Source organism: Sphingobium sp., from assembly GCF_035511395.1.
Classification (GTDB): domain Bacteria; phylum Pseudomonadota; class Alphaproteobacteria; order Sphingomonadales; family Sphingomonadaceae; genus Sphingobium.
This window is the reverse complement of the sequence record NZ_DATKFP010000302.1, coordinates 1-26,727: the sequence shown is the minus strand read 5'-3', so window position 1 is coordinate 26,727 and position 26,727 is coordinate 1. Positions and strand designations below refer to the sequence as shown.

The following is a 26,727-nucleotide window of genomic DNA, read 5'->3' as shown; positions in this document are numbered from 1 at the left end:
GACGAGATCGCTCGCCTCGGCGTCCGTCCCGGCGACCGTATCGTGGTGCAGCGCGCAGGCGACGTGATCCCGCAGGTGGTCGACAATCTCACCCGTGATGAGGTGCGCGAACCCTTTCCTTTCCCGACCCATTGCCCGGTCTGCCAGTCCGAAGCGGTACGCGAGGAGGAAGAGGTCGATTTCCGTTGCACCGGCGGCCTGATCTGCCCGGCGCAGCGATTCGAGCGGTTGCACCACTTCGTCAGCCGCGCGGCGCTGGATATCGAGGGGCTGGGCGAAAAGTCGATTCAGGAATTTCTGGACCTCGGCTGGATCAAGGAACCGGCCGACATCTTCCGTCTGAAGAAACATGGGTCGGACCTGCTGGGGCGTGAGGGATGGAAGGAAAAGTCGGTCGACAACCTTCTTGCCGCGATCGAGGCGAAGCGCGCGCCCGACGCGGCGCGGCTGCTCTTCGGCCTCGGCATCCGTCATGTCGGCGCGGTGACGGCGCGCGACTTGCTCAAGCGCTACACGACGCTGCCCGCTGTCCGTGCGCTGGCGCAGGAGATCATCGCGATGCGCGACGCTGCCGACCCGGCGGAGACTCAGGCGAAGCGCGACAAGGCGATCGCCGAGCATATCGGCGTGGAGAATGTCGGCGCGGCGGTCGGTCATGCGCTCGCGGACTTTTTCCATGAACCGCATAATGTGGAGGCGTGGGACGATCTTGTGGGGCGGGAGGGCCGGCCAGGGGAGGTTTCGCCGCCCGATTATGTGGTGGAGACGACCGCGAGCGCGGTGACGGGCAAGACCGTGGTCTTCACCGGCAAGCTGGAAACCATGAGCCGCGACGAGGCGAAGGCGCAGGCTGAACGGCTGGGCGCGAAAGCGGCGGGATCGGTGAGCGCCAAGACCGATCTGGTCGTGGCCGGGCCGGGGGCGGGCAGCAAGCTCAAGCAGGCAAGCGCACTCGGCATCGAAGTCATAACCGAAGAGGCATGGGCGGAGATCGTGAAGGCGGCGGGGTAGGCTCAGTTCCGGCAGTTGGGCCGACCGTTTTTCGCGCAAAGGCGCAAAGAAGAAGATCTGTTCGCGCGGAGACGCGGAGGCGCGGAGATTGTTTGAGTGGCCTGCGGCCGTGAGTCATGCCGCGCAGCGGCTCTCGAAAAAAAACTGCGCTCTCTGCGCTTCTGCGCGCAAAAAGAAAGGTCGCCAGAAGCGACCTTTCCCAAATTCCCTCCGCGTCTCCGCGCCTCCGCGTGAACCCAAAAGCGGGATGGCGCTGGCTCCTCAGAACACCGGCATGTTCGCCGGATCTTCCGGATCGACGACCGGCACCGGGATCGGCGAGACCGGCGAATGGATGCCGCATTCCACCTTGTCCCAGCCGCGCCAGCGGCCCGCGCGCGGGTCTTCGCCCGGCAGCACCTTGGACGTGCAGGGTTCGCAGCCGATCGACAGATAGCCTTGCGCCTCCAGCGGATGGCGGGGCAGGTTCTCGCGGTCGAAATAGGCTTCCAGATCGGTCTTGGTCCAGTCGCCCAGCGGGTTGAGCTTCAGTCGGCCGTCTTCCACCTCGAAGCGGGGCAGGTTCTGGCGCGTCACCGACTGGAACGCCTTGCGGCCCGAAATCCAGGCGTCGAGGCCGTCCTTGGCGCGCTTCATCGGCTCGACCTTGCGGATTTCGCAGCAACCGTCCGGGTCGTAGGACCAGCGCAGGCCGGTTTCGTCCTTCTGCGCGATCACGTCCGCGATCGGCGCGACGGTGCGGCTGTCGGTGAAGCCCATCCGTGCGATGAGCGTGTCGCGATAGTGGAGCGTTTCGGCGAACATCTTGAGCGTATCGACGAAGATCACCGGCACGTTCTTGTCCGCCTTCGCCACCAGATCGAGCAGCACCGCGCTTTCCGTGCCGAAGGAGGAGACGACGGCGACATTGCCGGCGAGGCCTTCTGCGAACACGGTCTTGAGCATGGACAGCGTATCGACGCCCTCGAACCGCGCGTTGAGCGCGTCGGCTTGCCCCTGGGTAAAGGCGGGGCGGGCGTCGATCATGTCGATCTGGCGGACAGGTTCAGCCATCAATTTTCTCCGGATGCCGTTTCGCCCAGACGGGCTGGCGGCCATCGATCGTCTTCTGATAGACGTCGGCATAGCGATTGAGCGCGCGCTCCACGGCGGCGTCATCCAGCGGCTTTGCGGGGTGGAAACTGTCGAAGCCGCAGCGGCGCATGGCATTGATCTGGTCGACCAGCACATCGCCCACCGCGCGCAGTTCGCCCTGATAGCCCGATTCGCGCAGGATGCGGGCGGCGGAATAGCCGCGGCCGTCGCCATAGGCCGGGAAGTTCACCTCGACCAGCGACAGCCGATCAAGGAAGGGCAGCAGTTCGCGCGCATCTTCGCCCGCTTCGATGCGGACAGCGGTCGAGTTCGACTGGCCGGTGAAGGATTCGACCGTGACGGCCGGTTCCTGCGCGGCTTCGCCATCGCGGAAGGACAGGAACTCAACCATAGATCGCCTCCTTGAAGGGCTTCATGCCGATGCGGCGATAGGTGTCGAGGAAACGCTCCCCGTCGGTACGTTCGGCCAGATAAATGTCCGTGACCTTCTCGATCGCGTCGACCACGCCGTCCTCGGAGAAGCCGGGGCCGGTGATCTGGCCGAGGCTCGCATCCTCCGCGCCTGATCCGCCGAGCAGCAACTGGAAATTCTCCACGCCCTTCCGGTCCACGCCCAAAATGCCGATATGGCCGGCATGATGATGGCCGCAGGCATTGATGCAGCCGCTGATCTTCAGCTTCAGCTCGCCCAGTTCCGCCTGCCGTTCATTGTCGGCGAAGCGCTGCGCGATCTTCTGCGCCAGCGGGATCGAGCGGGCATTGGCGAGCGCGCAATAATCGAGGCCGGGGCAGGCGATGATGTCGGTGATCAGATCGAGATTGGCCTCGGCCAGCCCCGCTTCGTCCAGCTTCTGCCAGATAGCGAAAAGATCGGCCTTCTTCACATGCGGCAGGACGAGATTCTGCGCATGGGTGACGCGCAGTTCGTCGAGCGAATATTGCTCGGCAAGGCTGGCGACCAGTTCGATCTGTTCCGCCGACGCGTCGCCGGGGATGCCGGTCAGCGGCTTCAGGCTGATATTGACGATCGCATAGCCGGGCGCCTTGTGCGCCGCGACCTGACGGTCGACCCATAGAGCAAAGGCCGGATCGGCGCGGTCGATGTCCTCGCTCAGGCCGCTTTCATAGGCGGGCGCGGCGAAGAAGGCGCGGATGCGGTCCAGCTCCTCGGTCGGCGGGTTGAGGCCCAGTTCGCGCATATGGGCGAACTCTTCCTCGACCTGGCGCTTATATTCCTCGACGCCAATTTCGTGGACCAGGATCTTGATGCGGGCCTTGTATTTGTTGTCGCGGCGGCCGTAGCGATTATAGACGCGCAGGCACGCTTCCAGATAGGAGACGATCTCCTCCTCCGGCACAAAGTCGCGGATCTGCGGCGCGACCATCGGGGTCCGGCCCATGCCGCCGCCGGCATAGACTTCGGCGCCGATGACACCGTCCTTCGACACCAGCTTCAGGCCGATATCATGCAGGCGCATCGCCGCGCGATCGTCGTCCGAGGCGATCACCGCGATCTTGAACTTGCGCGGCAGATAGGTGAATTCCGGGTGGAAGCTTGACCATTGGCGCAGCAGCTCGGCCCAGGGGCGGGGGTCCGCCACCTCGTCGGCGCTGACGCCCGCATATTGGTCCGAACTGATATTGCGGATGCAGTTGCCGCTGGTCTGGATGGCATGCATTTCCACCGTCGCCAGTTCGGCGAGGATGTCGGGCGCATCGGCCAGCTTGATCCAGTTGTACTGGAGGTTCTGGCGCGTGGTGAAGTGGCCATAGCCCTTGTCATACTTGGCCGCGATCTCGCCCAGCTTGCGCATCTGCTTGCCCGACAACGTGCCATAGGGGATGGCGACGCGCAGCATATAGGCGTGCAGCTGGAGATAGAGGCCGTTCATCAGCCGCAGCGGCTTGAACTGGTCCTCGGTCAGCGCGCCGGTCAGGCGACGCTGCACCTGATCGCGAAACTCCTCGACGCGGGCGTCGACGATGGACTGGTCGTAGCTGTCATAGCGATACATGGTCAGATCACCCAGTTGCCGGCGTCGGCATCATTCGGTTTGAGGTTCAGGTCGGGACGTACCGTCGGGCCGAGCGCGCGGATGCGGTCCTTGATATGGGCCGGGCGCACGCCTTCGTCGGTGACGGTCGCATCGATCACATAGGCGCCCACGACGCGCAGCGCGGCTTCCTCGGTGCGGGCGAGGTCGTCGCCATGGTCGCCGACATCGACGCTGTCGCCGACCTGCCGCGACCAGCCGTCGCCCGCCCACCAGATGACGTCGCCGCTCACCAGGTCATTGCCCGTCAGTATCTTCATTCTACCCTATTCCCATCCGGTCCGGTCGTTGCCGAACCTTCCATAGCCTGTACCGCGTCGCGATAGGCGATCAGCGCGTCCTGCGCCAGCGCATGGGCGGCGACTTCGCCGACCACGATCAGCGCCGGGCTGACCACCTGTTCCCGCGCCACCATGTCGCCCAGATCGGCGAGCAGGGTGCGCAGCGTCCGCATGTCGGCGCGCGTGCCGTTCTCCAGCACCGCCACGGGCAGCGCCGGCGACACGCCGTCGGCGATCAGCTTGTCGGCGATGTCGGCGGCGGTCGCGACGCCCATATAGATGACGAGCGTGCGCCCTTTTCCCGCAAGGCCGGACCAGTCCTGTGTCGTCAGCCCCTTGCACTGGCCGGCGACGAAGCTGACCGCGCTCGACGCCTCGCGATGGGTGAGGGGGAGCTGGGCGGCGGCCGCGCTGCCGATCGCGGCGCTGATGCCCGGCACGACTTCCACCGGCACGCCGGCGGCGCGGCAGGCATCGACTTCCTCGCCGCCCCGACCGAAGATGAAGGGATCGCCGCCCTTCAGCCGCACGACGCTGCGCCCTTCGCGGGCGAGGTCGACGAGGAGGGCGTTGATCCCGTCCTGCGGCATGGAGTGGCGGCTGCGCTGCTTGGCGACGGAGATGCGTTCGGCGTGCGGCGAGGCGAGGGCGAGGATGGCGTCCGACACCAGCCCGTCATGCACGATCACGTCCGCGCTGCCGATCAGGCGCGCGGCCTTGAGCGTCAACAGGTCCGGATCACCCGGTCCGGCGCCGACCAGATGGACGGTTGCAGGTGCATGTTCAGCCATGGTCGCCCACATGGCGAATGCGCCGCGCGAGTTCAATTCAGAATGGGTATGGCGGGGATTAGGAAATGTTTTTGCGTAGGTGGGACGTGATGCCTCGATCCAACGTTCCGTCATCCCTGCGGATGCGCGGATGCATCTCCTCGGCGCTGCGTTTGAGGTGACGTCGGGAGATGGGTTCCCGCGTTGGCCTGCGGCCGCCCTTCGGGTCGCGGGAATGACGAATAGGGGTGGAAGCAGACTGGCAGCTTGCAGGTCAAAAAGCTGGTTTACGGACTAATAGCTATCCAATGTGCAAATTGAACAAGAGTGGCTCAGTATTGAATTTCGCGCGGGCCAATAGTCCTTGCAGCAATGGCCTCGAACTGATCATCGCACCTGGATTCAGCATTTGACATCGCCATTGACCATGCCTGCCTAGTGTCCCACGGAGTTGATCTAGGGGATCGAGATATCTGAGCCTGCATCATAGCGGAAACGCACCGCCCCCTTTCGTCGCTGCATAACTCTGTGAAATAGACAAAATTTTGGTTCATTGTATTAGCAGACAAAGCAAGCTGATCGGCTGCCTTACGAAGGCAATGGCCGAGAATCTGGCGATCTTCGTGAGCCTGCGCATAAGAGGTTCTGCATTTCTCAGCGTTATGTGCCAGAGCGCATAGGTCTGGTTTCACCGTTTCAGCTGATGGGGCTTCATTTGCACTGGTAGGATATGTAGTAACCACAAGCGTCAACATCACGGCAAAAGCAAAAACATTGTAGCGCAACTTATTCTCCCCTCTCATCTGAAGAAGTAATGTCTGTTCCGCGCAGATTAAGCAATACTTAACCCTTGTGTCGTGAGAGACTGCGCGTGGCCTTTTTCAGGGTGCTCCCGTAATCGATTTAATGACCGGCATTGGTCGTTACCGGCAGCCCGATTGGTCCGGTTCCCCTCAATCCCCCATCGCGCTGACGTCGACTTCCTTCAGCCCAACGCCGATCGACGCGCGCGGGGTTTCGATCTCCACCGACACCACCGGATAGGCGCAATAGTCGGCCGCATAATAGGCGCTGGGCCGGTGATTGCCCGATATGCCGACGCCGCCGAAGGGGGCGCTGGACGCCGCGCCGTTGGTCGGGCGGTTCCAGTTGACCACGCCGGCGCGGACGTTCGACCAGAACTGGCTATAATGTTCGGGCGATCCGCCGATCAGCGAGGCGGACAGGCCGTAGCGGCTGTTGTTCGCCTCCGCCATGGCGTCGCCGAACTCGGCTACGCGCACGACCTGGAGCAGCGGGCCGAACAGTTCGACATCGGGCCGTTCCTTCATGCCCGTCACGTCGATGATCGCGGGCGTCAGGAAGGGCAGGCCCGGCTTCACGCGCACCATATGCTTGATCGGCCGGCCGCCATTGCTCATCAGCCAGAGGAAGCTTTCGGTCAGGCCATCGGCCGCCTGATTGTCGATCACCGGACCCATATAGGGGGCGGGATCGGCATGAGGATGGTCGACGATCAGCCGGTCGGCCAGCCGCTTGACCTCCGCGATCAGCTGGTCGGCGAGGCTTTCCTTCACGATCAGCCGGCTGGCGGCGGTGCAGCGCTGGCCACTGCTGAGGAAGGCCGACTGGATGACGATTGCGGCGGCGGCGTGGATTTCGGGCGTGTCCCACACGACGAGGGGATTGTTGCCGCCCATTTCCAGCGCGAGGATCTTGGACGGCTGGGCCGCGAACTGGCGATTGATGGCGATGCCGGTCTGCGCCGACCCGGTGAAGAGGATGCCGCCGACGTCCGGGTGCGCGGCGAGCGCCTTGCCCACATCCGCGCCGCCGACCAGCAGCCGCACCGCATCCTCCGGCACGCCCGCCTCATGGTAGAGCTTCACCAGCATTTTGCCGACGGCGGGCGTCTTGTCCGACGGCTTGAACACCACGGCGTTGCCGGCCAGCAGAGCAGGAATGATATGGCCATTGGGCAGGTGCGCCGGCAGATTATAGGGGCCGAGCACCGCCATCACGCCATGGGGTTTGTGCCGTACCGACTGGCGTGCGCCCAGATTGGCCTCCAGCCGCCGCTGCCCGGTGCGTTCGGAATAGGCGGCGACACTGATGTCGACCTTGGCCATCACGGCGGTGACTTCGTCGCGCGCATCCCAGAGCGGCTTGCCCGTTTCGCGCGCGATCAGGTCGGCCAGCGCCTCTTCATTGCGGCGCACGACATTGACGAAGCGGCGGAGCGTCTCGATCCGGTAGGCGATGGGCTGGGCCGCCCATTTCGGCCAGGCGGCACGGGCGCGCGCCACCTCTGCATCGACATCGCCCGGCTCGCCCTGCCAGAGCAGCGTGCCGGTAGCGGGTTCATGGGATGTAAGCGGCGCGACCATTTGCAGGGGGGTATGGCGGAAAATGGTTAAGGAATGACGAGGAGGAACGGGGAGCCGTCATGGCACCCCCGGCCCATCCCCATGTGCTTCGCCCATGCGCCGGATCGCGGCGACCTTGGCGTGGAGGGGTGTCCAGTCGTCTTGCCCGTCAATCGCGCTCCAGATCGCCTCGACTTCCTCGATGTGCATCGAGCAGGGGGCTTCGTCCGCCCAATAGGCGTGATCCCTTGCCCCCGGCACAGCGGTGAAATCCGCGATCGCTTCACGGAAGGATGCCCATGCGGCGTCGCCATAGGCTGCACCGTCGCGCGCAACGCCGCCGCGCCAGTCGTGGAAGAAGCGGTCGATCCCTGCGCCCGTCGTCACCATGCCGCGCACCGCCGCCTCGATCATCGGACCCGGTTCGGCGCCCGGCTCGACGCCCAGCCGCCAGCAGAAACGCCGCTGCATCGCCTCGCCGTAGAGCGCCGGAAACCGCTCCAGCTGCGCAATCAGCGGTTCGGCCTCCACCAGCGCCCTGAGCGACACCGCCAGCTGTGCTACGTCCCAATGGATCGCTTCCGCCTGCCGCCCGAAGGCGTAGAGGCCGGCATGGTCGAAATAGGCGGCGGTGAAGCCTGCATCCCAGAGCGGGGTGAAGCGCCAAGGGCCATAGTCGAAACTCTCGCCCGTCACATTGATATTGTCGCTGTTGAGCACGCCATGGACGAAACCCGCGACCATATAGCTGGCCGCGAGGTCGGCGGCGCGCTCCACCACCCGGCCGAGCAGCTGCGCGGGGGGATTGTCGCCTGGCGTCTCTTCATACAGCCGCGTCAGTGCATAGTCGGTCAGCTTTTCCAGCAGCGCGGTGTCTTCATGGAAAGCCGCGCGCTGGAACGATCCGATGCGGATATGCGAATGGCTCAAACGCACCATCACCGCCGCGCGGGTGGGGGAGGGTTCGTCATTGCGCTCCAGCGCCTCGCCCGTTTCGATGATGGAGAAGGTCTTGGACGTGTTGACGCCCAGCGCCTCCAGCATCTCGGTCGCCAATATTTCGCGCACGCTGCCCTTCAGCGTCAGCCGTCCGTCGCCGAAGCGGCTATAGGGTGTCTGGCCCGACCCCTTGGTGCCCAGGTCGAGCAGCCGCCCGCCCGCATCGCGCAACTGCGCGAACAGGAAGCCACGCCCGTCGCCGATATCGGGATTATAGTGGCGGAACTGATGGCCATGATAACGCAGCGCCAGCGGCCGGGGCAGGCTGCCTTCGAGTGGCGCAAAACGGCCGAAATGGGCGGTCCATGCCTCGTCGCTCAATCCCGCCAGCCCCACCGAGGCGGCCGCCCGGTCGTTGCGATAGCGCAGGATGGTCTGGGGAAAGTCGGCGGCCGCGACAGGATCGCCGATGTCGGGCATCAGCGTGTCGATTTCGGTCGCGGGACGATAATTGGCGGCTTGCAGCGTCTGGTTCATAGGGCGATATGGGGGAGCCAGGGCGGAAGGATCAAGCTTGACCGGCTACAAGGACGGATATTGGTGGTCTCCCGATGGGCTGCGGCTCCATTATCGGGACTATGCCAGAAACGGGGCAGGCGGCGATGACGGGCGTCCGCCCCTGTTGTGCCTGCCGGGGCTGACCCGCAATGCGCGCGATTTCGAGCCGCTGGCCGGGCGGCTGGCGGGCGAATGGCGGCTGATCTGCCCGGACATGCGCGGGCGTGCCGAAAGCGCCTATGCCAAGGACGCGATGACCTATGTCCCGCTGACCTATTTGCAGGATATCAGCCGCTTGCTGGCCGATCTCGCCATTACCCGCTTCGTTGCGGTGGGCACGTCGCTGGGCGGGATCATCACCATGCTCATCGCCGCGACCCAGCGCGACTGGCTGGCGGGCGCGCTGCTCAACGATGTCGGGCCGACGCTGGACGAAGCGGGGCTGGCGCGCATCCGATCCTATGTCGGCGTAGGCCAGTCGCACCCGACCTGGGTCCATGCCGCGCGCGCGCTCGCGGAGAATAATGAAGACGTCTATCCCGGCTACGATCTGGAGCAATGGCTCGCCATGGCCAAGCGGCTCTATCGGCTGAACAGCGGCGGGCGTGTCGTGCTCGACTATGACATGAAGATCGCCGAGCCGATCCGCGCGATGGGCAGCGAGGCGGGCGTCGACATGTGGCCGGTGATGCAGGCGTTCCGCGGTATTCCGACCTTGCTGCTGCGTGGCGAGCGGTCCGACCTGCTGAGCGCCGCCAGCGCGGAGCGGATGGTGCGGGAGATGGGCGACAGCGCCGAACTGGCGACTATCCCCCATGTCGGCCATGCCCCCGCGCTCGACGAGCCGGAAAGCGCCGCCGCGATCGACCGGCTGCTGGCGCGCGTCCTGCATGGCTGACGGCTCCGGCCAACTTGGGCCGCATATTCTCCACGTCCATGGCAGCTTCTCGCTGGGAGGCAAGGAAGCGCGCGCCGTTCGGCTGATGAACATCTGGGGCGGCCGGGCGCGGCACAGCATCGTCAGCGCCGATCCGGCCGCGATGGGCGCGCGCGACGCGATCGATCCGACGGTCGAAGTGGATTTTCCCGATGGTCCGTCCTTCGCGGGCAAGCCGGGGCTGGCGCGTTATCGGGTCATCACCGCCTTTCTCAAGCGGTTCGATCTTGTCCTCACCTATAATTGGGGATCGATGGACGCGGTGATGGCGCATCGGCTGGCGGGGGGGCTGGCGGGCGGATCAGCCGGGCTGCCGCCGCTGATCCATCATGAGGATGGCTTCAACGCGGACGAGACGGAGCGGCTGAAGACCAAGCGTAACCTGTTCCGCCGCGTCGCGCTTCAGCGCGCGCACGCTATGGTGGTGCCTTCGGTCCGGCTGGAAGGGATTGCCCGCACGGTCTGGAAGCAACCGGCTGGCAGGCTGCACCTGATCCGCAACGGCATCGACGTCGCCCGCTATGCGCAGTCGCCCGCGCCCGACGCCATCCCCGGCCTGATCCGCGCCCCCGGCAAGCTGCTGGTGGGCACGCTGGCGGGGCTGCGCGCCGTCAAGAATATCCCGCGCCTCGTCCGCGCCGTCGCCGCCCACAAGGATCGGCTGCAACTGGTCGTGGTGGGGGAGGGGCCGGAGCGCGACGCCATCCTGGCGGAGGCCGCTGCGCAGGGGCTGGACGATATCCATATGGCCGGCTTCATGGACCGGCCATGGCGCTTCGTGGGCCTGTTCGACATTTTCGCCCTGTCGTCGGACAGCGAGCAGTTCCCGATCTCGCTGGTGGAAGCGATGGCCGCCGGTGTGCCCGCTGCCTCCATGGATGTGGGCGATGTCGCCAACATGGTCGCGCCGGAAAACCGGCCCTTCGTCGTGTCGGACGAGACGGGGCTGGCGGCGGCGCTGGGGACGCTGGCGACCGACGCCGATCTGCGGATGCGGCTGGGTGCCGCCAACCGGCAGCGTGCGCAGCGCGATTATGTCGAGGCCGACATGGTAAACGCCTATTCACGCCTTTATGGCGAGGCTCTGGCCAGCCCCATGATTTTGCGCTAGGGCGCGCGAAATTCGTCATAGACAGCCAAAGCTGCTATAGGGTCGCTTTTTACCCGGTCGAGGGGGCCGGGGTGGATGTGCAGGAGATGTCGTTGTTCAAGGGGTTGAAGCCCATCGTCTATGGTGGCCGTGAAGTCTGGCCGCTGGTCGAAGGCGGCAAGGGCGTTGCCGTGTCCAACCATAGCAGCTCGGGCGCCTGGGCGGCGGCCGGCGGCATCGGCACCGTGTCGGCGGTCAATGCCGACAGCTATGACAGTTTCGGCAATGTCATCCCCCAAATCTATCATGGCCGCACCCGTCGCGACCGGCATGAGGAACTGATCGCCTACGCCATCGACGGTGCGGTCGAGCAGGTGAAGCGCGCCTTCGAGATTGCCGGTGGCAAGGGCGCGATCAACATCAACGTCCTGTGGGAAATGGGCGGTGCGCAGCGGGTACTGCACGGCGTCCTGGAAAAGACCAAGGGCATGGTGGCGGGCGTCACCTGCGGCGCGGGCATGCCCTACAAGCTCAGCGAAATCGCCGCTTCCTACAATGTCAGCTACCTCCCTATCGTCTCTTCCGGCCGCGCCTTCCGCGCGCTGTGGAAGCGCGCCTATTCCAAGGCGTCGGAATGGCTGGCGGCGGTCGTCTATGAAGATCCCTGGCTGGCGGGCGGTCATAACGGCCTGTCCAACGCGGAAGATCCGCGCGCGCCGCAGGATCCCTATCCCCGCGTCCGCGACCTGCGCGCCACGATGCGCGAAGGTGGTATTTCGGATGAAGTGCCGATCGTGATGGCCGGCGGCGTCTGGGCGCTCAAGGACTGGAACGACTGGATCGACAATCCGGAACTGGGTTCGATCATGTTCCAGTTCGGCACCCGTCCGCTGCTGACGCAGGAAAGTCCCATCCCGCAGGCGTGGAAGGACCGGCTGATGCAGCTGGAGCCGGGCGACGTGCTGCTGCACAAATTCTCGCCCACGGGCTTTTATAGTTCGGCGATCCGCAATCCCTTCCTGCGCTCGCTCGAAGCGCGGTCGGACCGTCAGATCCCGTTCAGCACCGAACAGGCGGGCGACCATACCCACCAGCTCGACGTGGGCGTGAAGGGCAAGAATTTCTGGGTGACGCTGGGCGACCTCCAGCGTGCGCGCGAATGGTTCGGCGCCGGCTTTACCTCCGCGCTCAAGACCCCGGACAACACGCTCGTCTTCGTGACCGAGGAAGAGAAGGTGGAAATCCGCAAGGACCAGACCGACTGCATGGGTTGCCTGTCGCAATGCAGCTTCTCCAGCTGGATGGACAGCGAAACCAACTCGACCGGGCGCCTGGCCGACCCGCGCAGCTTCTGCATCCAGAAATCGCTCCAGGAATCGGTCCATGGCGGCGATCTTGATAAGAATCTGCTGTTCGCGGGCCATGCCGCCTACCGGTTCAAGCAGGATCCCTTCTACTCGAACGGGTTTGTGCCGACCGTAAAGCAACTCGTCGACCGCATCCTGACGGGCGACTGATGGCAGCAGACATTCAGGGGCTGGCGGTGCTTCATTACGAAACACCGCATTTCGATATCGTGCGGCCGGGGCAGTTCGTACTTTGCGCAGTATCCGGCGCGCGAATCGATCTGGATGACCTTAAATATTGGAGCGCCGAATTTCAGGAGGCCTATCGCGGCGCGCCTGAGGCAACCCGTTCCTTTTTGAAGCACCGAGGCATGGATCAGGGCTGAAAGAGGCTGCGTGACGCCTTCTAAAGCCTTGAGTTTGGAACATATGTTTTTAAAAACTGCGCCGACGCTTTGCGGAGCGGCGCAGGATTGTCGCAACGCAATTTTGCTGTTCCGTGACGGTAAAAACTGATGTAATCTTTCCACAGAGGCGATTGAAAAGCGCCCAGGGTGGAAGGATGTTTGCTGATGTCTCGTATCGACATTTTTGGTGATCGTGTCTGCATCGTATCGAGCCTGCTGATCGTGGGCTGGTTCCTCTACAGCGTCATCTCCTGACCCTCTTCTGGCGGCCTTCATGGTCGCCGACGGTGTCCAGCCTTCAGTGTCGCGCTGAACCGCCGCCATTGTGCGGCAATGAATAATCTGCTCGCGGAGAAAACGCATGTTCAGCCATGTCATGGTCGGGACGAACGACATTGACGGCTCCAGAGCCTTTTACGACGCGCTGTTCGCAGCGATCGGGGGCAAGCCCGGCTTCATCGACGACAAGGGCCGTGTCATCTATGTGCATGGCGGCGCTTTCTTCATGATCTCCCGTCCGATTGATGGGCAGGCGGCGTGCCACGCCAATGGCGGCACGATCGGCTTCGCCATGTCCTCGCCCGAACAGACCGATGCCTGGCATGCGGCAGGCGTCGCGGCCGGCGGCAAGAGTTGCGAAGACCCACCCGGCGTGCGGGAAGGCGGCTTCGGCAAGCTCTATCTTGCCTATCTGCGCGATCCTGCCGGCAACAAGCTGTGCGGGCTGCATCAGATGGGCGCATAAAGCCCTGCTGGCATCCGCCCAAGCAAAGCTATTTCGACATTCTCGATTCAATCGCTAGATAAAGTCGCGAGCTTCACGCTCCGCGGCTTTTGAAGGATGTCAGCTTGCTCCGCGTCACCAACGGCTAAAGCGCACGGTTCCGAAGCGACCACGCCAGGTTTCGTGTTCCCTTGCTTGAGGAGAAGACGATGACCCGCCTTGTTACCCGTACCCGCCGATCGCGCCTCGCCCAGCCGGACGGCCACATCTATCTGCCCCATTCCTCCTGGGCGCGCGTGGAGCGCAAGCCTGCGCCCAGCGCCCCGATCGCGGCGGATGATTTCTGGGCGCGGCTGGGGATTTGAAGCGAGTTCCGTTCGGATCGCTCCTACCGGAACACGATCGTCTTGCCGCCATTCAATAGCACGCGCCGGTCGGCGATCCAGCCGACGGCGCGGGCCAGCACCTGCGCCTCGATATCGCGGCCGATGCGGATCATGTCGTCGGGAGTGGCGCGATGGTCGACGCGCTCGACCGCTTGTTCGATGATCGGCCCTTCGTCGAGGTCGGCGGTTACGAAATGGGCGGTCGCGCCGATCAGCTTGACCCCGCGCTCATGGGCGCGGTGATAGGGGCGGGCGCCCTTGAAGCCGGGCAGGAAGCTGTGGTGGATGTTGATGCAGCGACCGGCCAGCCGCTCGACCAGATCCTCCGACAGCACCTGCATGTAGCGGGCCAGGATCAGATAGTCCGATCGGCTGCGGTCGAAGATGTCCAGCAGTGCGGCTTCCTGCGTCGCCTTCTCGCCATTGGGCGGCAGCTCATGATAGGGGATGCCGTGCCATTCGGTGATGCGGCGCATGTCGGGATGGTTGGACACGACGCCCATGATGTCGACCGCCAGGGTGCCGGTCTGCCAGCGATGGAGCAGGTCGGCCAGGCAATGCGATCCCTTCGACACCGCGATCAGCATCCGGGGCCGATGGCTGGCGGCGGTCAGCGACCAGTCCATGGCGAACTCTTCGCCGATCGCGGCGAAATCGGCGCGCAGCCCGTCAAGATCGGTGATGCGATCGTCGGTCGCCTCGAATGCGACGCGCATGAAGAAGAGGTCGGCTTCCCGGTCGGCATATTGCTGGCTGTCGGTGATGAAGCCGCCGCGCGCCGCGAGGAACTGGCTGACCGCCGCGACGATGCCGACGCGATCGGCGCAAACCAGGGTCAGCACCCAGGATGGAACGACAGGATTTGGCAACGGCCCCTCCGATGTTGATCGTCAGCCGTTGCCCTAAGCCGTCTAGCTCTTCAAGCCGTTAACCGGCACTGCCGCGACGTCCGCCGCCTCGAAACTGGCGATGGGATAGGCGCAATAGTCGGCGGCATAATAAGCGCTGGGGCGGTGATTGCCCGATGCGCCGAGGCCGCCGAAGGGCATGTTGCCCGCGGCCCCGGTGGTGGGGCGGTTGCGGTTGACGACGCCGGCGCGGCTTTCCTCCACCACCCGCTGCCAGAGCACCTCATCCTGCGAAATGAGGCCGGCCGAGAGGCCGAAAGCGGTCGCGTTGGCGGCAGCGATCGCCGCGTCGAAATCCGGCACACGGATGATCGACAGGACGGGTGCGAAAATTTCCGCATCGGGCGCTTCGACGCCGGTCAGGTCGAGCAGGGCCGGGGTGACGAAAGCGGCGCTGCGGCCCTCTACCCCTTCGAACGGGCGGATGACCTTCGCACCGCGCGCGATCAGGTCGCTGACGGCGCGATGCGATGCCGCAGCGGCCTGATCCGACACGAGCGGTCCCATGAAGGCGTCGCCCGGTTCGTTCCAGGCGGCGATAGGGAGTTGGGGCGCGAGGGCGGCTGTCGCCTCCACGATGGCGTCGCCGGTCGCCCCTTCGGGCACGATCAGCCGGCGGGCGCAGGAGCAGCGCTGGCCGGTGGTGATGAAGGCGGAGTTGACGATGATCGACGCGGCCGCTTCCGGGCTGTCCCAGGCGATCAGCGGATTATTGCCGCCCAGTTCCAGCGCCATGATGACGTGCGGCCGGTCGACCAGTGCGCGACGCAGCGCCGCGCCGGCACCAGCCGATCCGGTGAAGAGCAGCCCGTCGATATCGCCGGCTACCAGCGCTTCGCCGGTCGATCGGCCACCCTGCACCACGGTCAGCAGGCCATGGGGCAGGCCGGCGGCTTCCCAGGCGTCGGCCATCGCCGCGCCGGTGGCGGGGGTGATTTCCGACGGCTTGAACACCACGGCATTGCCCGCGATCAGGGCGGGGACGATATGGCCGTTGGGCAGGTGGCCGGGGAAATTATAGGGACCGAGCACCGCCATCACGCCATGGCCGCGATGGCGTAGGATCGCGCGGCCGAACGGCATGTCGGCGGACCGCTCGCCGGTGCGTTCGGCGTGGGCTTTGATCGACACCTCGACCTTGGCGATCATCGATCCGACTTCGGCTTCGCTTTCCCAGAGCAGCTTGCCCGTCTCGCGCGAGATGAGTTCGGCGAGCGCGGTGCGGCGCATCCCCAATATCTCCGCGTAGCGGCGGGCGATGGCGATGCGGTCGTCTTGCCGTAGCGCGCGCCAGCCGGGCAGGGCGGCGCGGGCGGTGGCGATGGCGCGGTTGCAATCGTCCGCGCCCGCGACCGGCCCTTCCCAGACCAGTTCGCGCGAGGCCGGATCGAAGGACTGTAGCATCGCGCTCACCGTGCCGCACCCGGCGCAGCGCTGGTCATGGCGAAGATGCCGGTGGCGTTGCCCGTGTCGAAGGCGAGGTCGAGCCGACCCGTTTCCGGATCGATGTCACGGCTGATAAATTCGTAGAAGGAGCCGGGCACCTGCCGCAACTCGCCATCGGCGAAGAGCCGCTCCACGCTGTCGGCGCGGAAGGCGGTCTGGCGCACCCGGCCGGTGGCGGAGACTTCCAGTTTCTCCTTCATCGGTCGGTCCTCTGCTTTCAGTCGCTGCGCCAATGCGGCGACGTCTGTCACCCGGTCGGTCGCATGGTTGAAGCCATTGCCCTCGGTCGCGATCCAGGCGGCCTCGTTGGAGCGGGAGAGGAGCAGTTGATAATCCTCGAAGCCGGGTGGCTCATGCTGCCGGTCGAAGGCGGAGAGGATGACCGGCAGGGCGGCGACCGCGTCAGCGATCCGGACAGTCTCCCCGGCTTCAAATTGCGCCAGCACGGCCTTGGCCCGGTCGTCCAGCGGGTCGCGGCTGGAGCCGAAGATGCGGGCGGCGGCGTCGGCGAACTCGGCGTCGAAGCGGTCGACATGGAGTTCGGACAGGAAAAATTGCGGGATCGCTTCGGGAAAGTCGACGTGGCGATAGGCGCGGCCGGTCATCTTCAGCCTGTCGAGCGGATAGATGGCCGCCATTTCATAGCCCAGGGGCAGGAAGATGCGGGTGAAGGCGTCCTCACCGCCGGGCAGGGCGCCGGTCGGCCCTTCGGGAAAACGGATCGAGCGGAGCGCGCCATGGTCGAACAGCACCTTGCCGCCGCGCGCCAGCGTGTCGGCGACATAGGCGTTCCCGCTCGGCACCCGGCGCAGCAGATCGTCGAACAGGGCGACGTTCATCGCCATGGCGAATGCGGCGCGCGATACGGTTTCGCCGCGCTCGGCCAGCAGGGCGGGATCGATCGCCAGCATGTCCAGCGTCTGGCGGGCGACATCCTCGCCCAGGGTGGCGATAACCAGTCTTTCTATCGTGCCCATATTCTCATTCGACATGATATGCTCCAGATGACAGCGCCCTTATCGCAAGATAGTCATGATTTTCAAAATGGCGACCTGTCATCTACTGATGCGAGTTTGGAATGAGCGTTTTTCGCAAATGGCTGCCGCCCATGAACGCGCTGACCGCTTTCGAGGCGGCGGTGCGCCATGGCGGCTTTTCCCGCGCGGGCGAGGAGATCGGCCTGACGCAGAGCGCGGTCAGCCGCCAGATCGCGCAACTGGAGGATATGCTCCAGACGCCCTTGTTCGACAGGATCGGGCGGCGGGTGCGCTTGAACGAGGCGGGACGCGCCTATGCCGAGGAACTGCTGCCCGCGCTCGACGCGATTCGTCGCGCCACCGCGCGGGCATCGGCGCGGCCGTCGCAGACGGCGCTGCGGGTCGCGACGTTGCCGAGTTTCGGGATGCGCTGGCTGGCGCCGCGCCTGCCGCAACTGACGGCCCGCCATCCCGATCTGGTGATCGATTTCGCCGCCCGGTCGCAGCCGTTCGACTTCGGGCATGAGGATTTCGATGCGGCTGTCCATTTCGGTGTCGCGCAGGACTGGCCCGGCGTGGCGATGGACTTTCTGTTCCGCGAGGAGGCGGTGCCGGTCTGCGCGCCGTCATGGCTGGCGGTAAACCCGCTGCGCACTCCCGCCGACCTGCTGCATGTGCCCTTGTTGAGCCAGACATCGCGCCGCGACGCCTGGCCGCGCTGGCTGGCGGCGGCGGGTGTGGATGCAACCGGGCTGGCGGCCGGGCCGGCCTTCGAGCATTTCCTGATGCTGGCGCAGGCGTCGGCGGCGGGGGCGGGGGTGGCGCTGATCCCCAGCTTCCTGATCCGGCCCGAACTGGAGGCGGGGACTCTGGTCATCCCCTTTGCCCGGCCGATGTCGACTGAGCAGGCCTATTATCTCGTCTACCCGCCCGATGCGCTCTCCAGCCCCGCGGTCGCGCAGTTTCGCGACTGGATGCTGGAGCAGGCGGGGCTGTCCAAATAATGACCGGAGTTGGGAATTAGATCTTCTTCGGCATACAGTCCGCGCCGGCGGCCTTGATGCGGGAGCAGAGGCGGCTGGCGTCGACGCTGCTGGCGATCGGGCCAGCCTGAACGCGGGTGACGGCGCCGGCCTTCACCAGATAGAGCTGATAGGCGGACAGGCCGCTGACCTTGCCGGTCAGGCGGTTCCAGAGCGCGCGGGCATTGCCTTCCTCGCCGAACGCGCCGAGCTGGACGCGCCAGCCGCCCGATGTAGCGGGTTTGGGCAGGGCGTTGGCTGGCGTGGCCGGCTTGGGAGGTGGCGGCGCGGTCGCGATCTGTGGCTTTGGAGCGGAAGACTTCGGCGCTGGCGACGCAGGCCTGGGCGGGGTGGAGGCGGGCAACTCCGCCGCGCGCACGGGCGCAGGCGCGGCGCGGATCGGCTCAGGTTCCGTCGCGGCGAAGCTGGCGCCCTTGCCCTGTTCCATCTTGGCCGCCATGGCGAGGCCCTGCTTGCGCTGGTCCTCCGGGATATATTTGTCCATCTGGGCAAGGCTGGTCGACGCCTGCGACAGGCCCGACGCCGACGCGCGGGTCATCAGCGCATAGGCGCGGACCCAATCCTTGTCGACCAGATCGCCGTTGAAGAGGGCGGTGCCGACAATATATTGCGCGCGCGGTTCGCCCCGCATCGCGGCGCGTTGCAGATAGGGGATGGCGGCGGCGCGATCGCCCTGCTGGAACATCAGCAGGCCCAGATTATCCTCGGCGCGCATATGCCCCTGGGTGGCGGCCTTGCGATACCAGTCGATCGCGACCTTCATGTCGGCCTGCACGCCGCGACCCAGCTTATAGGCCTGGCCCATGTTGAACTGCGCATCGGGATCGCCGGCATCGGCGAGCGGACGCCATTCCCCGATCGCCTTGGCATAGTCGCCCTGCTGCCAGGCATCGACCCCGGTCTTCACATCGGCGAGCGCCGGCACGGACAGGCCCAGCAATGCGCCGGTCGCCATCGTCCTCCAGAAAGGCTTCATATTCACGCTCCTGCGGCAATCCGTTTCGGCCCTCATGCCCTTACAAGGTTAAAGTCCGATTAGCATAAAGGAATAGCCTATCGCATGGCGTTGTCGTGCCATCATGACACGCGCGGTCATCCGGCGATTAACCAAATCTTAGCGGCGGATATGGCATTCCTACAGGAACTGGGATTTTCCTTGGGGGTTATGCGTGCGGATTTTGGCGTTGGCGTCGCAGAAGGGCGGGTCGGGCAAGACCACCCTGTCGGGGCATCTGGCAGTACAGGCGCAGCGCGCTGGTGCCGGTCCGGTCGTGCTGATCGACATCGACCCGCAGGGATCGCTGGCCGACTGGTGGAACGAGCGCGAAGCCGAGTTTCCTGCCTTCGCCCAGACTACGGTCGCACGGCTTGCCGCCGATCTGGAGATATTGCGCCAGCAGGGCTTCAAGCTGGCCGTCATCGACACGCCGCCTGCCATCACCATGGCGATCCAGAGCGTCATTTCGGTCGCTGAGCTGATCGTGGTGCCGACCCGCCCCAGTCCGCATGATCTGCGCGCGGTGGGCGCGACGGTCGACCTGTGCGAGCGTGCGGGCAAGCCGCTGATCTTTGTCGTCAACGCCGCGACGCCCAAGGCGCGCATCACCTCCGAAGCCGCCGTGGCCCTGTCGCAGCATGGCACGGTCGCGCCGGTGACGCTGCACCATCGCACCGATTTCGCCGCGTCGATGATCGACGGCCGCACCGTCATGGAGGTCGATCCCAAGGGCCGCTCCGCCGCCGAGGTGGAGGCGCTGTGGACCTATGTGTCCGACCGGCTTGAGAAGAATTTCCGCCGCACGGTCTTTTCCGTTCCCGTCGGCACCGTCGGCACGATGGGCGCCGCGCGCCCTGCCGGTGGTGGCTTCGGTCGCCGCGTGATCGGCCAGTAAGGAGGGCCACGTCATGGCAGAAGCAAAGCCGCTCGCATCGCTCACCTCCGGTCTGCTCGCCCGCAAGGGCGCGGCCCAGCCGGCCATGCGCCGTCCCATGCTGGGCTTTGGTCGCACGGTGGTCGCTGTTCAACAGGATGATCTGGGCTGGAACGACATGGGCTTCGACGTGCAGCCCGAACCGGTTCCGATCGAACAGCCGCCGGTCGCGCTGGGCCTGACCCCGATGGGCGTCACCACGCCGGTCAGCCTGGTGGAGGCGGAAGCCGAGCTGGCCCCGATACCCGCAGTCGTGGCCGCCCGCGAGGAACTGGCCGAACGGATCGGCGCGACGCAGGAAGTCGCCGCACCTGCTGCCAAGGTCGAACGCAATCGAAAGGCCGCCTTCACGCTGCGGCTGGATGCGGAGCGGCATCTGAAGCTGCGGCTGGCGAGCGCGCTGACCGGCCGTTCTGCGCAGCAGATGGTGACGCAGGCGCTCGACGATTTTCTCGGTAGCTTGCCGGAAGTGGACCGGCTGACCGAACAGCTGCCGCATTTGCGCGCGGGCAAGTGAAGCGAGGATCAGGCTTATGAACCGCAAGATGTTTGGCAGGGCGGCACTGGCTTCGCTGATGGTCGCGACCACGATGGTCGGCTGCACCGGGTCGGCGTTCCGTCCGTCCGCCGCGATCGCACCGGCCAGGGGCGATCCGGTGAAATATGTGGCGACCGCCAACAGGGCGCTGGCCGATCGCAATGCCGTCAAGGCGGTGGAGGCGGCCGAGGCCGCCGTCCGGATTGCGCCGCAAAATGGCGAGTATCGACAGATATTGGGCCGCGCCTATGTGCTGGCGGGGCGCTTTGCTTCGGCCGAGACGGCGCTGTCCGACGCGCTGGCGCTGGGCAGCACCGATGCGCGCACGATCGTCAGCCTGGCGCTGGTGCAGGTGGCGCAGGGGCGCCCCGATGCCGCGCGCAACCTGCTCGCCACTCATGCCGATACCGTGCCCGCGTCCGACTATGGCCTGGCCATGGCGATGGCGGGCGACGCGCCGGAAGGCGTGCGCATCCTGTCTGAAGCGATCCATGATCCGTCAGCGACCGCGCGGACGCGCCAGAATCTGGCCTATGCCTATGCGCTGGCCGGGCGCTGGAAGGACGCGCGGATGCTGGTCGGCATGGACCTCGACCCCAGGGAAGCGAACGCGCGCATCACCGACTGGGCGCAGATCGCCGAACCGTCGCTGGCACCGCAGCGCGTTGCCGCGCTGATGGGCGTAACGATCAACGGTGCCGATCAGGGCCAGCCGGCGATGCTCGCGCTCGCCGCGCCGGCAATCACGCCGGTGGACATGGCGGCTGCTGCCGCGCCCGAACCAGCGCGGCCTGCGTCGGTTGAGCCGGTGCAGTTCGCGGATGCGGGGCCGGCGGTGCAGGCGCCCGCTTCGGTGGCGACGCCGGTGCCGGTGGCCAGCCCCGGCTTCATGGTTCAGGAGCATAGCCGCCGCTCTGTCGCATCGCAGCGCGCCGTCGCAACGCCGATGGCGCGGGTGCAGAAGGCGGCTTTCCTCAAGCCGGCTGACAAGGCCAGCAACTGGGTGGTCCAACTGGGCGCCTATGACAGCGCGGCCGTGGCCAAGGAAAAATGGATGGGCATGGCGGGGCGCAGCGCGTCTTTGGCGGCTCTGCCGGTACTCACCAGCCAGGCCACGGTCGATGGCCGCCTCTATCATCGCCTGGCGGTCAGTGGCTTTGCCAGCCGCGCCGATGCCATGACGGCATGCCGCACGATCCGGGCGCAGCGCGGCCAGTGCTTCGTGCGCGAAACCGCGCCGGACGCCACCGTGCAGCGCTGGGCGGTCGCAACGCGCGGGCGTCAATACGCCGGACGCTGATACCGGATCGCGCTGCGTCATATCGGACGCAAATCGCGCGCTCCGGTTTTTGTTTTCGCATCGTTGCAAGCGCAAAACCGGTTCCCACTTTTGCGCACGATGTTTCTACTCTCTCCCAAGCAGACTGGCGCGCGCGGCCGAAAGGCTTCGCGCGCTTTTTCTTGTGGTTGCGCTGAGGACGGGGAGGGGCGCCGGCGGGCGCAGTCGGTGGCGGGCATCCGAACGCGCGCGATCGTGATGCAGCAGAAAACCGGTCGGCTTGTTCAATTCAGCTGCTCCCCGTTGCTCGAGCCAGTCTGCTGGCATGGCTCGAGCGGCGAGGCGGAACGGTCGACGATTACATCTTCCCGAGCCGGGTTGATCACAATGGCCATCTCAGCACCCGCCAGTATGCCCGCCTTGTTGATCAACGGGTGACTGGGGTCGGCTTGATGCGAAGTGAATATGGCATCCATTCACTTCGCCGGACGAAGGCGTCGATCATCTACAGGGCGACCGGCAACCTTCGTGCCGTCCAGATCCTTCTCGGTCATAGCAAGATCGAGAATACGGTGCGCTATCTCGGGATCGACGTGGAAGACGCGCTTGCCCTCGCCGAGAATACCGAAGTGTTGGCTCCTTGCCTCTGGCCAGGGGCCACTCAATGGGCTCCTGGGACTTTTCTGCCGATCTCCAGCGATGTGTCGAATGGCTGCCGTTGTCACGCGCCGACATTCCACGTTTAGACGACCTTCTGGTCATTCCTCCCTAAATCCCGTGCGCATCGTGTCGATCAGCGGCGAGAAAAGATAGTCGAAGACTGTCCGATCGCGTGTCACGACTTGGACGGACACGGGAAGTCCCGGTTGCAGTCGAATGCCCGCCTGCATCAGCGTCCGCGGGTCGTCGATCCCGATCTGCGCGCGGTAGTGATCCTCGCCCTTCTCACCATCCTTGACCCGCGCCGGAGAAAGGGTCAGCACTTTGCCATTAAAGCTGGTTTGCCCGCTCGGTTTCACGCTCGTGAAGTTGAGTTTGACAGGCGCTCCTACCCGGACATCGTCGATGTCCGTTGGCTTGATGCGTGTTTCGACAATCAGGGCGCGGGCCGATGGAACCACTTCCATCACGGTCTGGCCGGGTGAAAGTACCGATCCCGGGCCCAGCCGCGCCAGCCCGGAAATGCGCCCGTCCACCGGGCTGCGCAGAAGGTCGCGCCGCGCATCATATTGCTTGATCTTGAGCGCCGGATCGACTTGCGCGAGCTGTTCTTCTACCTCGCCAAGCTGGGTCGCGACTTGCATTGCCTGCTCATCGGACACGCGCCGCGCCTGAAGACTGGTCCGCTCGACATCGCCGACCCCGCTTCTTGTGTCCGCTTCCAGCTGGGCTGCGGAGCGTTGCAGCGCACGCAGCTGCGACTTTCGCGCAAAGCCCTTGTCATAAAGCGTCTGCACGCTGGCCAGCTCGTCACGGATCAGGGCGAGCTGGCGGGCGGAAGAGACACGCTGGGCCTGCGCGGTCGCAAGCTGCGTATCGGCGATGCGGCGATCGGCTTGCATGACGGAGCGATGGCGCACGAAGATTGCCTGTTGCGCCTGCATGGCGGAGGTAACGGCCGGATCGGACGCGCGGGCCATCAGGTCGGGCGGGAAGGCAATCGCCTCGGACCCGTCCCGCTCGGCGGTCAATCGCGTCTGCTGCGCACGAAGCGCATCGCGCCTGGCCTGCGCCTGTTGCGCCTCGGCGGCCGAGCGCACGCCGTTCAGCCGAACGAGAGGCTGCCCGGCCTCTACCATCTGACCTTCTGTGACCTGATATTGGTTGATGACGCCGCCTCGCTCGGGCTGGATAATGATCGGCGTACCGCTCGCCGTGACCTCGCCCACAGATTGCGAGGCACCGGAAATCGGCGCCAGCAAGGCAAAGCCGACCAGTAGACCGAAGAACAGGATGGCGACGCCCAGGCCTACCCGGATCACCGGACGCGCATCATCCAGAGCGCCGGGCACAGGATCATGACGCGGGACGGTCGTCGGGCGGCCAGCCGCTATTTTTCCTCCGCCATTACCCGCATCGCTGCCGCTATGGGCGCTGCCAGTCAGGAAATCGAGCTTCATGATCGTCAGGCCTTTACCGGTTCGCGAGCAATGGATTCGATGAGTTCGGTCTTCACCTTGCGGAAGATGCGGGCGCGGGGCCCATCGAGCTGGAGACTGCCCTTGTTGATCACGACCACCCGGTCGACATGAGCGACCGGGTTGAGCCGGTGGGCGATCAGGATGATCGTCGATCCTTCAGCCTTCAATTGCTTGAGCGCACGGGCAAGCGCTTCCTCGCCATCCGCGTCGAGATGGGCGTTGGGCTCGTCAAGGACGAGGAGCCGGGGCGAGCCGAACATGGCGCGGGCAAGACCGATGCGCTGGCGCTGGCCACCCGACAGGCCTGCGCCGCCCTCATCGACCCGTGTCTCATAGGCATCTGGCAGGTCGAGGATCATTTCATGGACATTGGCGCGCTGCGCCGCTTCCACCACATCCTTGTCGAGGCATTCGCTGAAGCGGGAGATGTTGTCGCGGAGCGTGCCGGGAAAGAGGCCTACATTCTGCGGCAGATAGCCGATATTATGGGCCAGCATCTCGCGCGACCAGTGCCGGCTCTCAAGCCCGCCGATGCGGACATGACCCTGCGTCGGCAGCCGCGCCGCAACGATCATGCGGGCAAGGCAGCTCTTGCCCGCGCCGCTGGGGCCCACGATGCCGATCGCTTCGCCGGCCGCGACATGCAGATCGATGTCGCGCAAGGCAGGGCGCTTGGCGCCCGCTGGTACGAAGCTGACGCCTTCGATCGAGATATCAATGCCGTCCGCAGGCAGCGCGACCCGGTCTTGATGCGCCGGTGCTTCGATCAGGATTTTCTGGACGCGGCGCCCGGCGGCGATGGCCTGCCGGATTTGCCGCCAGCCGCCCACCGCCACTTCCAAAGGTGCGAGCGCGCGGCCGAGCATCATATTGGCGGCGAAGATCGCCGCCGGCAGGATGAGGTTCTGCACCGCGAGCCAGGCGCCGGCGGCCAGCATCGCGGCCTGCATGAGGAGCCGCAGAAAGCGGATGGCCGAGGTGAAATCGGCGCTGCGATCGCTGCCGACGCCCTGTGCGACCATCATGGCATCCCGGTCGGCTCGCCAGCGATCGGCAAGCGTGCGGTCCATGCCCATGGCGTGGACGGGATCTGCATAGCGCGCGATGCTGTCGGTGAAGCGATAGCTGCGGGTGGCCGCTTCCTGCGCGGCCTTGGCGGCGTCACGGGTCGAGCGGTCATTGAAGAAGGCAAGCGCCATGAGGCTTGCCCCGCCAACGAGTCCGACGCCGCCGAGCAGCGGGTGGATGAGGAAGAGGACAAGCAGGAAGAGCGGCATCCAGGGCACATCGAAAAAGAACTGCGCGCCCTGTCCGGCAAGAGCGCTGCGAAACTGGTCGAGATCGCGGAGCGCCTGAGCATTCCGGGCGGGCGCTCCGTTGCGCGCTGAGAGATCGATGATCGCCTGGAACACCCGGCCTGAGAGCAGCCTGTCGATCCGTGCAGCAGCGCGTACAAGGAGCCGGGCTCTGGCCGCATCCAGGACGGCCATGGTCGCCAGCGCCAGCAATAATGCGATGCTTAATCCTGCAAGCGTCGCCATGCTGCCGGCCGGGATCACACGGTGGTAGATCTGGAGCAGGTAGATCGGTGAAGCGAGGAACAGGAGATTTACGCCGCCGCTGAACGCCGCCGCCGTCCACAACAGCCCCTTCACATTGCGCAGCGCAGCGGCGAACTCGTCGCGCGCGTCATAGTCAGGATGGGTCGGGTCGAGCGTGCGAGAAGCGCGCACGCGCTTTGGTTTGATCGCTGCCTTGTCTGCCATTTTCGTCATAGGTCAGCCCAATCCCAGTCCAAGACTGCCATGCTCGTCATGGTCCGTCAGTCCGTCGAGCAGACCGTCCTCCTGATGCGCTACGCCCAGCAGTCCGCCGTCCCCCAGATCGTCATCGCCGCCAGCAATCAGCCCTTCAAGCGTGTCGGTCGCATCCTGCAACACCAACAGGCCAGTGGCTTGCGGTGCCTCATCATGCGTTTCCAGAATATCGGCGGCGCTCACCAGGCTCGTAAGCGTCGTCACGCCGCCAAGGGGATCGGCGCCCGCAAGATCGCCCAGCGTGTCCGCGCCATGCTCGATCGCCAGAGATGGTACGTCCTTGGCGATGTCCGCTATCGGCGCGACGACGTCACCTGCCGCATCGAGCGGCGCTACTGCCGATTGCACGACTTTGTTCGTGACAGCATTTCCCAGGGTGGAACTCTGCTCGACTACATCCGCGACGACGCCGCTTGCCGCCGGCAGGGCAACTTCCTGAACAAGCTGGGTGACAGGCTCAACGGTCCTGTCGACCCCATCGACGACAGCGCTTATCTTGTCGGTCGTGTCCGACACGACATCGTCCGCGATGGGCGATGCTTGATCGAGCACCGTGTCGATGGTTTCGCCCGCGACCGGAAGCGCGTTCCCGACGAGGGGCGGCACGACACCAAGTGTATCCGTCACAGCAGGAACGATATTGTCGAGCGCCTGCACCACCTGCGTCGTGACTTCTACGGCAT

At 65.4% G+C, this 26,727-nt stretch carries 25 protein-coding genes and 1 pseudogene; 12 read left to right on the top strand and 14 right to left on the bottom strand.

Translation table 11 applies throughout. From position 1 onward, the window contains the following. Positions 1–1,011 (top strand): BRCT domain-containing protein (locus VMR39_RS21290; protein WP_325418845.1); only part of this gene is annotated, 1,011 nt, incomplete at its 5' end. Positions 1,012–1,272: 261 nt separating this feature from the next. Here VMR39_RS21290 and VMR39_RS21285 read toward each other — a convergent pair. From VMR39_RS21285 to VMR39_RS21255, 7 genes are all read right to left on the bottom strand, one after another. Continuing rightward, a complete protein-coding gene (locus VMR39_RS21285; protein WP_325418843.1) occupies positions 1,273–2,064 on the bottom strand; it encodes a phosphoadenylyl-sulfate reductase in 792 nt (263 codons plus the stop codon). Further along, on the bottom strand, positions 2,057–2,497 hold the full coding sequence (locus VMR39_RS21280) for a DUF934 domain-containing protein (protein ID WP_325418841.1): 441 nt from the start codon (positions 2,495–2,497) through the stop codon (positions 2,057–2,059). The genes VMR39_RS21285 and VMR39_RS21280 overlap by 8 nt, the downstream gene beginning before the upstream one ends. Next, entirely contained in the window at positions 2,490–4,121 is a 1,632-nt protein-coding gene (locus tag VMR39_RS21275) for a nitrite/sulfite reductase (RefSeq protein WP_325418839.1), read from the bottom strand. Before VMR39_RS21275 ends, VMR39_RS21280 begins: the two co-directional genes overlap by 8 nt. 2 nt (positions 4,122–4,123) lie before the next feature. Next, on the bottom strand, positions 4,124–4,420 hold the full coding sequence (locus VMR39_RS21270) for a DUF2849 domain-containing protein (protein WP_325418837.1): 297 nt from the start codon (positions 4,418–4,420) through the stop codon (positions 4,124–4,126). Continuing rightward, entirely contained in the window at positions 4,417–5,232 is an 816-nt protein-coding gene (gene cobA / locus VMR39_RS21265) for a uroporphyrinogen-III C-methyltransferase (protein WP_325418835.1), read from the bottom strand. The genes VMR39_RS21270 and cobA overlap by 4 nt, the downstream gene beginning before the upstream one ends. 932 nt (positions 5,233–6,164) lie before the next feature. Next, positions 6,165–7,598 carry a succinylglutamate-semialdehyde dehydrogenase gene (astD, locus tag VMR39_RS21260; protein ID WP_325418834.1) on the bottom strand — a complete coding sequence of 478 codons (1,434 nt, stop codon included), beginning with the start codon at positions 7,596–7,598 and terminating at the stop codon, positions 6,165–6,167. Positions 7,599–7,655: 57 nt separating this feature from the next. Then, positions 7,656–9,053, bottom strand: a complete 1,398-nt coding sequence (locus tag VMR39_RS21255) for a protein adenylyltransferase SelO family protein (protein WP_325418832.1) — start codon at positions 9,051–9,053, stop codon at positions 7,656–7,658. Between the two features lie 37 nt (positions 9,054–9,090). Between VMR39_RS21255 and VMR39_RS21250 the strand changes: the two genes are divergently transcribed. The 6 genes from VMR39_RS21250 to VMR39_RS21225 all read left to right on the top strand — a co-directional run bounded on the left by VMR39_RS21250 (position 9,091) and on the right by VMR39_RS21225 (position 13,943). Next, positions 9,091–9,972: an alpha/beta hydrolase gene (locus tag VMR39_RS21250; RefSeq protein ID WP_325418831.1), complete on the top strand. Its 882-nt coding sequence runs from the start codon at positions 9,091–9,093 to the stop codon at positions 9,970–9,972. Then, positions 9,965–11,122 carry a glycosyltransferase gene (locus VMR39_RS21245; RefSeq protein ID WP_325418830.1) on the top strand — a complete coding sequence of 386 codons (1,158 nt, stop codon included), beginning with the start codon at positions 9,965–9,967 and terminating at the stop codon, positions 11,120–11,122. Before VMR39_RS21250 ends, VMR39_RS21245 begins: the two co-directional genes overlap by 8 nt. 92 nt (positions 11,123–11,214) lie before the next feature. After that, the gene (locus VMR39_RS21240) at positions 11,215–12,618 is read left to right on the top strand and encodes an NAD(P)H-dependent flavin oxidoreductase (protein ID WP_325418828.1); all 1,404 of its coding nucleotides are present in this window, start codon (positions 11,215–11,217) and stop codon (positions 12,616–12,618) included. Next, positions 12,618–12,833 (top strand): DUF2093 domain-containing protein, encoded by a 216-nt coding sequence (locus tag VMR39_RS21235; RefSeq protein WP_325418826.1) that lies wholly within the window; start codon positions 12,618–12,620, stop codon positions 12,831–12,833. Before VMR39_RS21240 ends, VMR39_RS21235 begins: the two co-directional genes overlap by 1 nt. 382 nt (positions 12,834–13,215) lie before the next feature. After that, entirely contained in the window at positions 13,216–13,599 is a 384-nt protein-coding gene (locus VMR39_RS21230; protein WP_325418824.1) for a VOC family protein, read from the top strand. Between the two features lie 188 nt (positions 13,600–13,787). Beyond that, a complete protein-coding gene (locus VMR39_RS21225; RefSeq protein ID WP_325418822.1) occupies positions 13,788–13,943 on the top strand; it encodes a hypothetical protein in 156 nt (51 codons plus the stop codon). A gap of 23 nt (positions 13,944–13,966) precedes the next feature. On the opposite strand, the gene purU is transcribed toward VMR39_RS21225, so the two are convergent. From purU to VMR39_RS21210, 3 genes are all read right to left on the bottom strand, one after another. Further along, positions 13,967–14,806: a formyltetrahydrofolate deformylase gene (gene purU / locus VMR39_RS21220; protein ID WP_414712568.1), complete on the bottom strand. Its 840-nt coding sequence runs from the start codon at positions 14,804–14,806 to the stop codon at positions 13,967–13,969. A gap of 69 nt (positions 14,807–14,875) precedes the next feature. After that, entirely contained in the window at positions 14,876–16,276 is a 1,401-nt protein-coding gene (gene astD, locus VMR39_RS21215) for a succinylglutamate-semialdehyde dehydrogenase (protein ID WP_325418847.1), read from the bottom strand. A 5-nt stretch (positions 16,277–16,281) separates the two neighbouring features. Beyond that, positions 16,282–17,310 carry a 2-oxoadipate dioxygenase/decarboxylase family protein gene (locus VMR39_RS21210; protein WP_325418817.1) on the bottom strand — a complete coding sequence of 343 codons (1,029 nt, stop codon included), beginning with the start codon at positions 17,308–17,310 and terminating at the stop codon, positions 16,282–16,284. Between the two features lie 86 nt (positions 17,311–17,396). Between VMR39_RS21210 and gcvA the strand changes: the two genes are divergently transcribed. Further along, on the top strand, positions 17,397–18,299 hold the full coding sequence (gene gcvA / locus VMR39_RS21205) for a transcriptional regulator GcvA (protein ID WP_325418815.1): 903 nt from the start codon (positions 17,397–17,399) through the stop codon (positions 18,297–18,299). A gap of 16 nt (positions 18,300–18,315) precedes the next feature. On the opposite strand, the gene VMR39_RS21200 is transcribed toward gcvA, so the two are convergent. Then, positions 18,316–19,314, bottom strand: coding sequence for an SPOR domain-containing protein (locus tag VMR39_RS21200; protein WP_325418813.1), 999 nt, complete (start codon positions 19,312–19,314; stop codon positions 18,316–18,318). Between the two features lie 193 nt (positions 19,315–19,507). Between VMR39_RS21200 and VMR39_RS21195 the strand changes: the two genes are divergently transcribed. The 4 genes and pseudogenes from VMR39_RS21195 to VMR39_RS21180 all read left to right on the top strand — a co-directional run. After that, positions 19,508–20,230 carry a ParA family protein gene (locus VMR39_RS21195; protein WP_325418811.1) on the top strand — a complete coding sequence of 241 codons (723 nt, stop codon included), beginning with the start codon at positions 19,508–19,510 and terminating at the stop codon, positions 20,228–20,230. A gap of 13 nt (positions 20,231–20,243) precedes the next feature. Then, entirely contained in the window at positions 20,244–20,786 is a 543-nt protein-coding gene (locus tag VMR39_RS21190; RefSeq protein WP_325418809.1) for a hypothetical protein, read from the top strand. Positions 20,787–20,802: 16 nt separating this feature from the next. Beyond that, complete coding sequence (locus VMR39_RS21185) at positions 20,803–22,107, top strand: SPOR domain-containing protein (protein WP_325418807.1); 1,305 nt, start codon at positions 20,803–20,805, stop codon at positions 22,105–22,107. 216 nt (positions 22,108–22,323) lie between these two features. Next, positions 22,324–22,718: pseudogene (locus VMR39_RS21180) on the top strand (tyrosine-type recombinase/integrase); the annotation flags it as partial. A 126-nt stretch (positions 22,719–22,844) separates the two neighbouring features. On the opposite strand, the gene VMR39_RS21175 reads toward VMR39_RS21180, so the two are convergent. The 3 genes from VMR39_RS21175 to VMR39_RS21165 all read right to left on the bottom strand — a co-directional run. After that, a complete protein-coding gene (locus VMR39_RS21175) occupies positions 22,845–24,206 on the bottom strand; it encodes an HlyD family type I secretion periplasmic adaptor subunit (protein WP_325418805.1) in 1,362 nt (453 codons plus the stop codon). A 5-nt stretch (positions 24,207–24,211) separates the two neighbouring features. Beyond that, positions 24,212–26,002 carry a type I secretion system permease/ATPase gene (locus VMR39_RS21170; RefSeq protein ID WP_325418803.1) on the bottom strand — a complete coding sequence of 597 codons (1,791 nt, stop codon included), beginning with the start codon at positions 26,000–26,002 and terminating at the stop codon, positions 24,212–24,214. A gap of 3 nt (positions 26,003–26,005) precedes the next feature. Continuing rightward, the coding region (locus VMR39_RS21165) for a hypothetical protein (RefSeq protein ID WP_325418801.1) at positions 26,006–26,727 on the bottom strand (722 nt) is incomplete at its 5' end.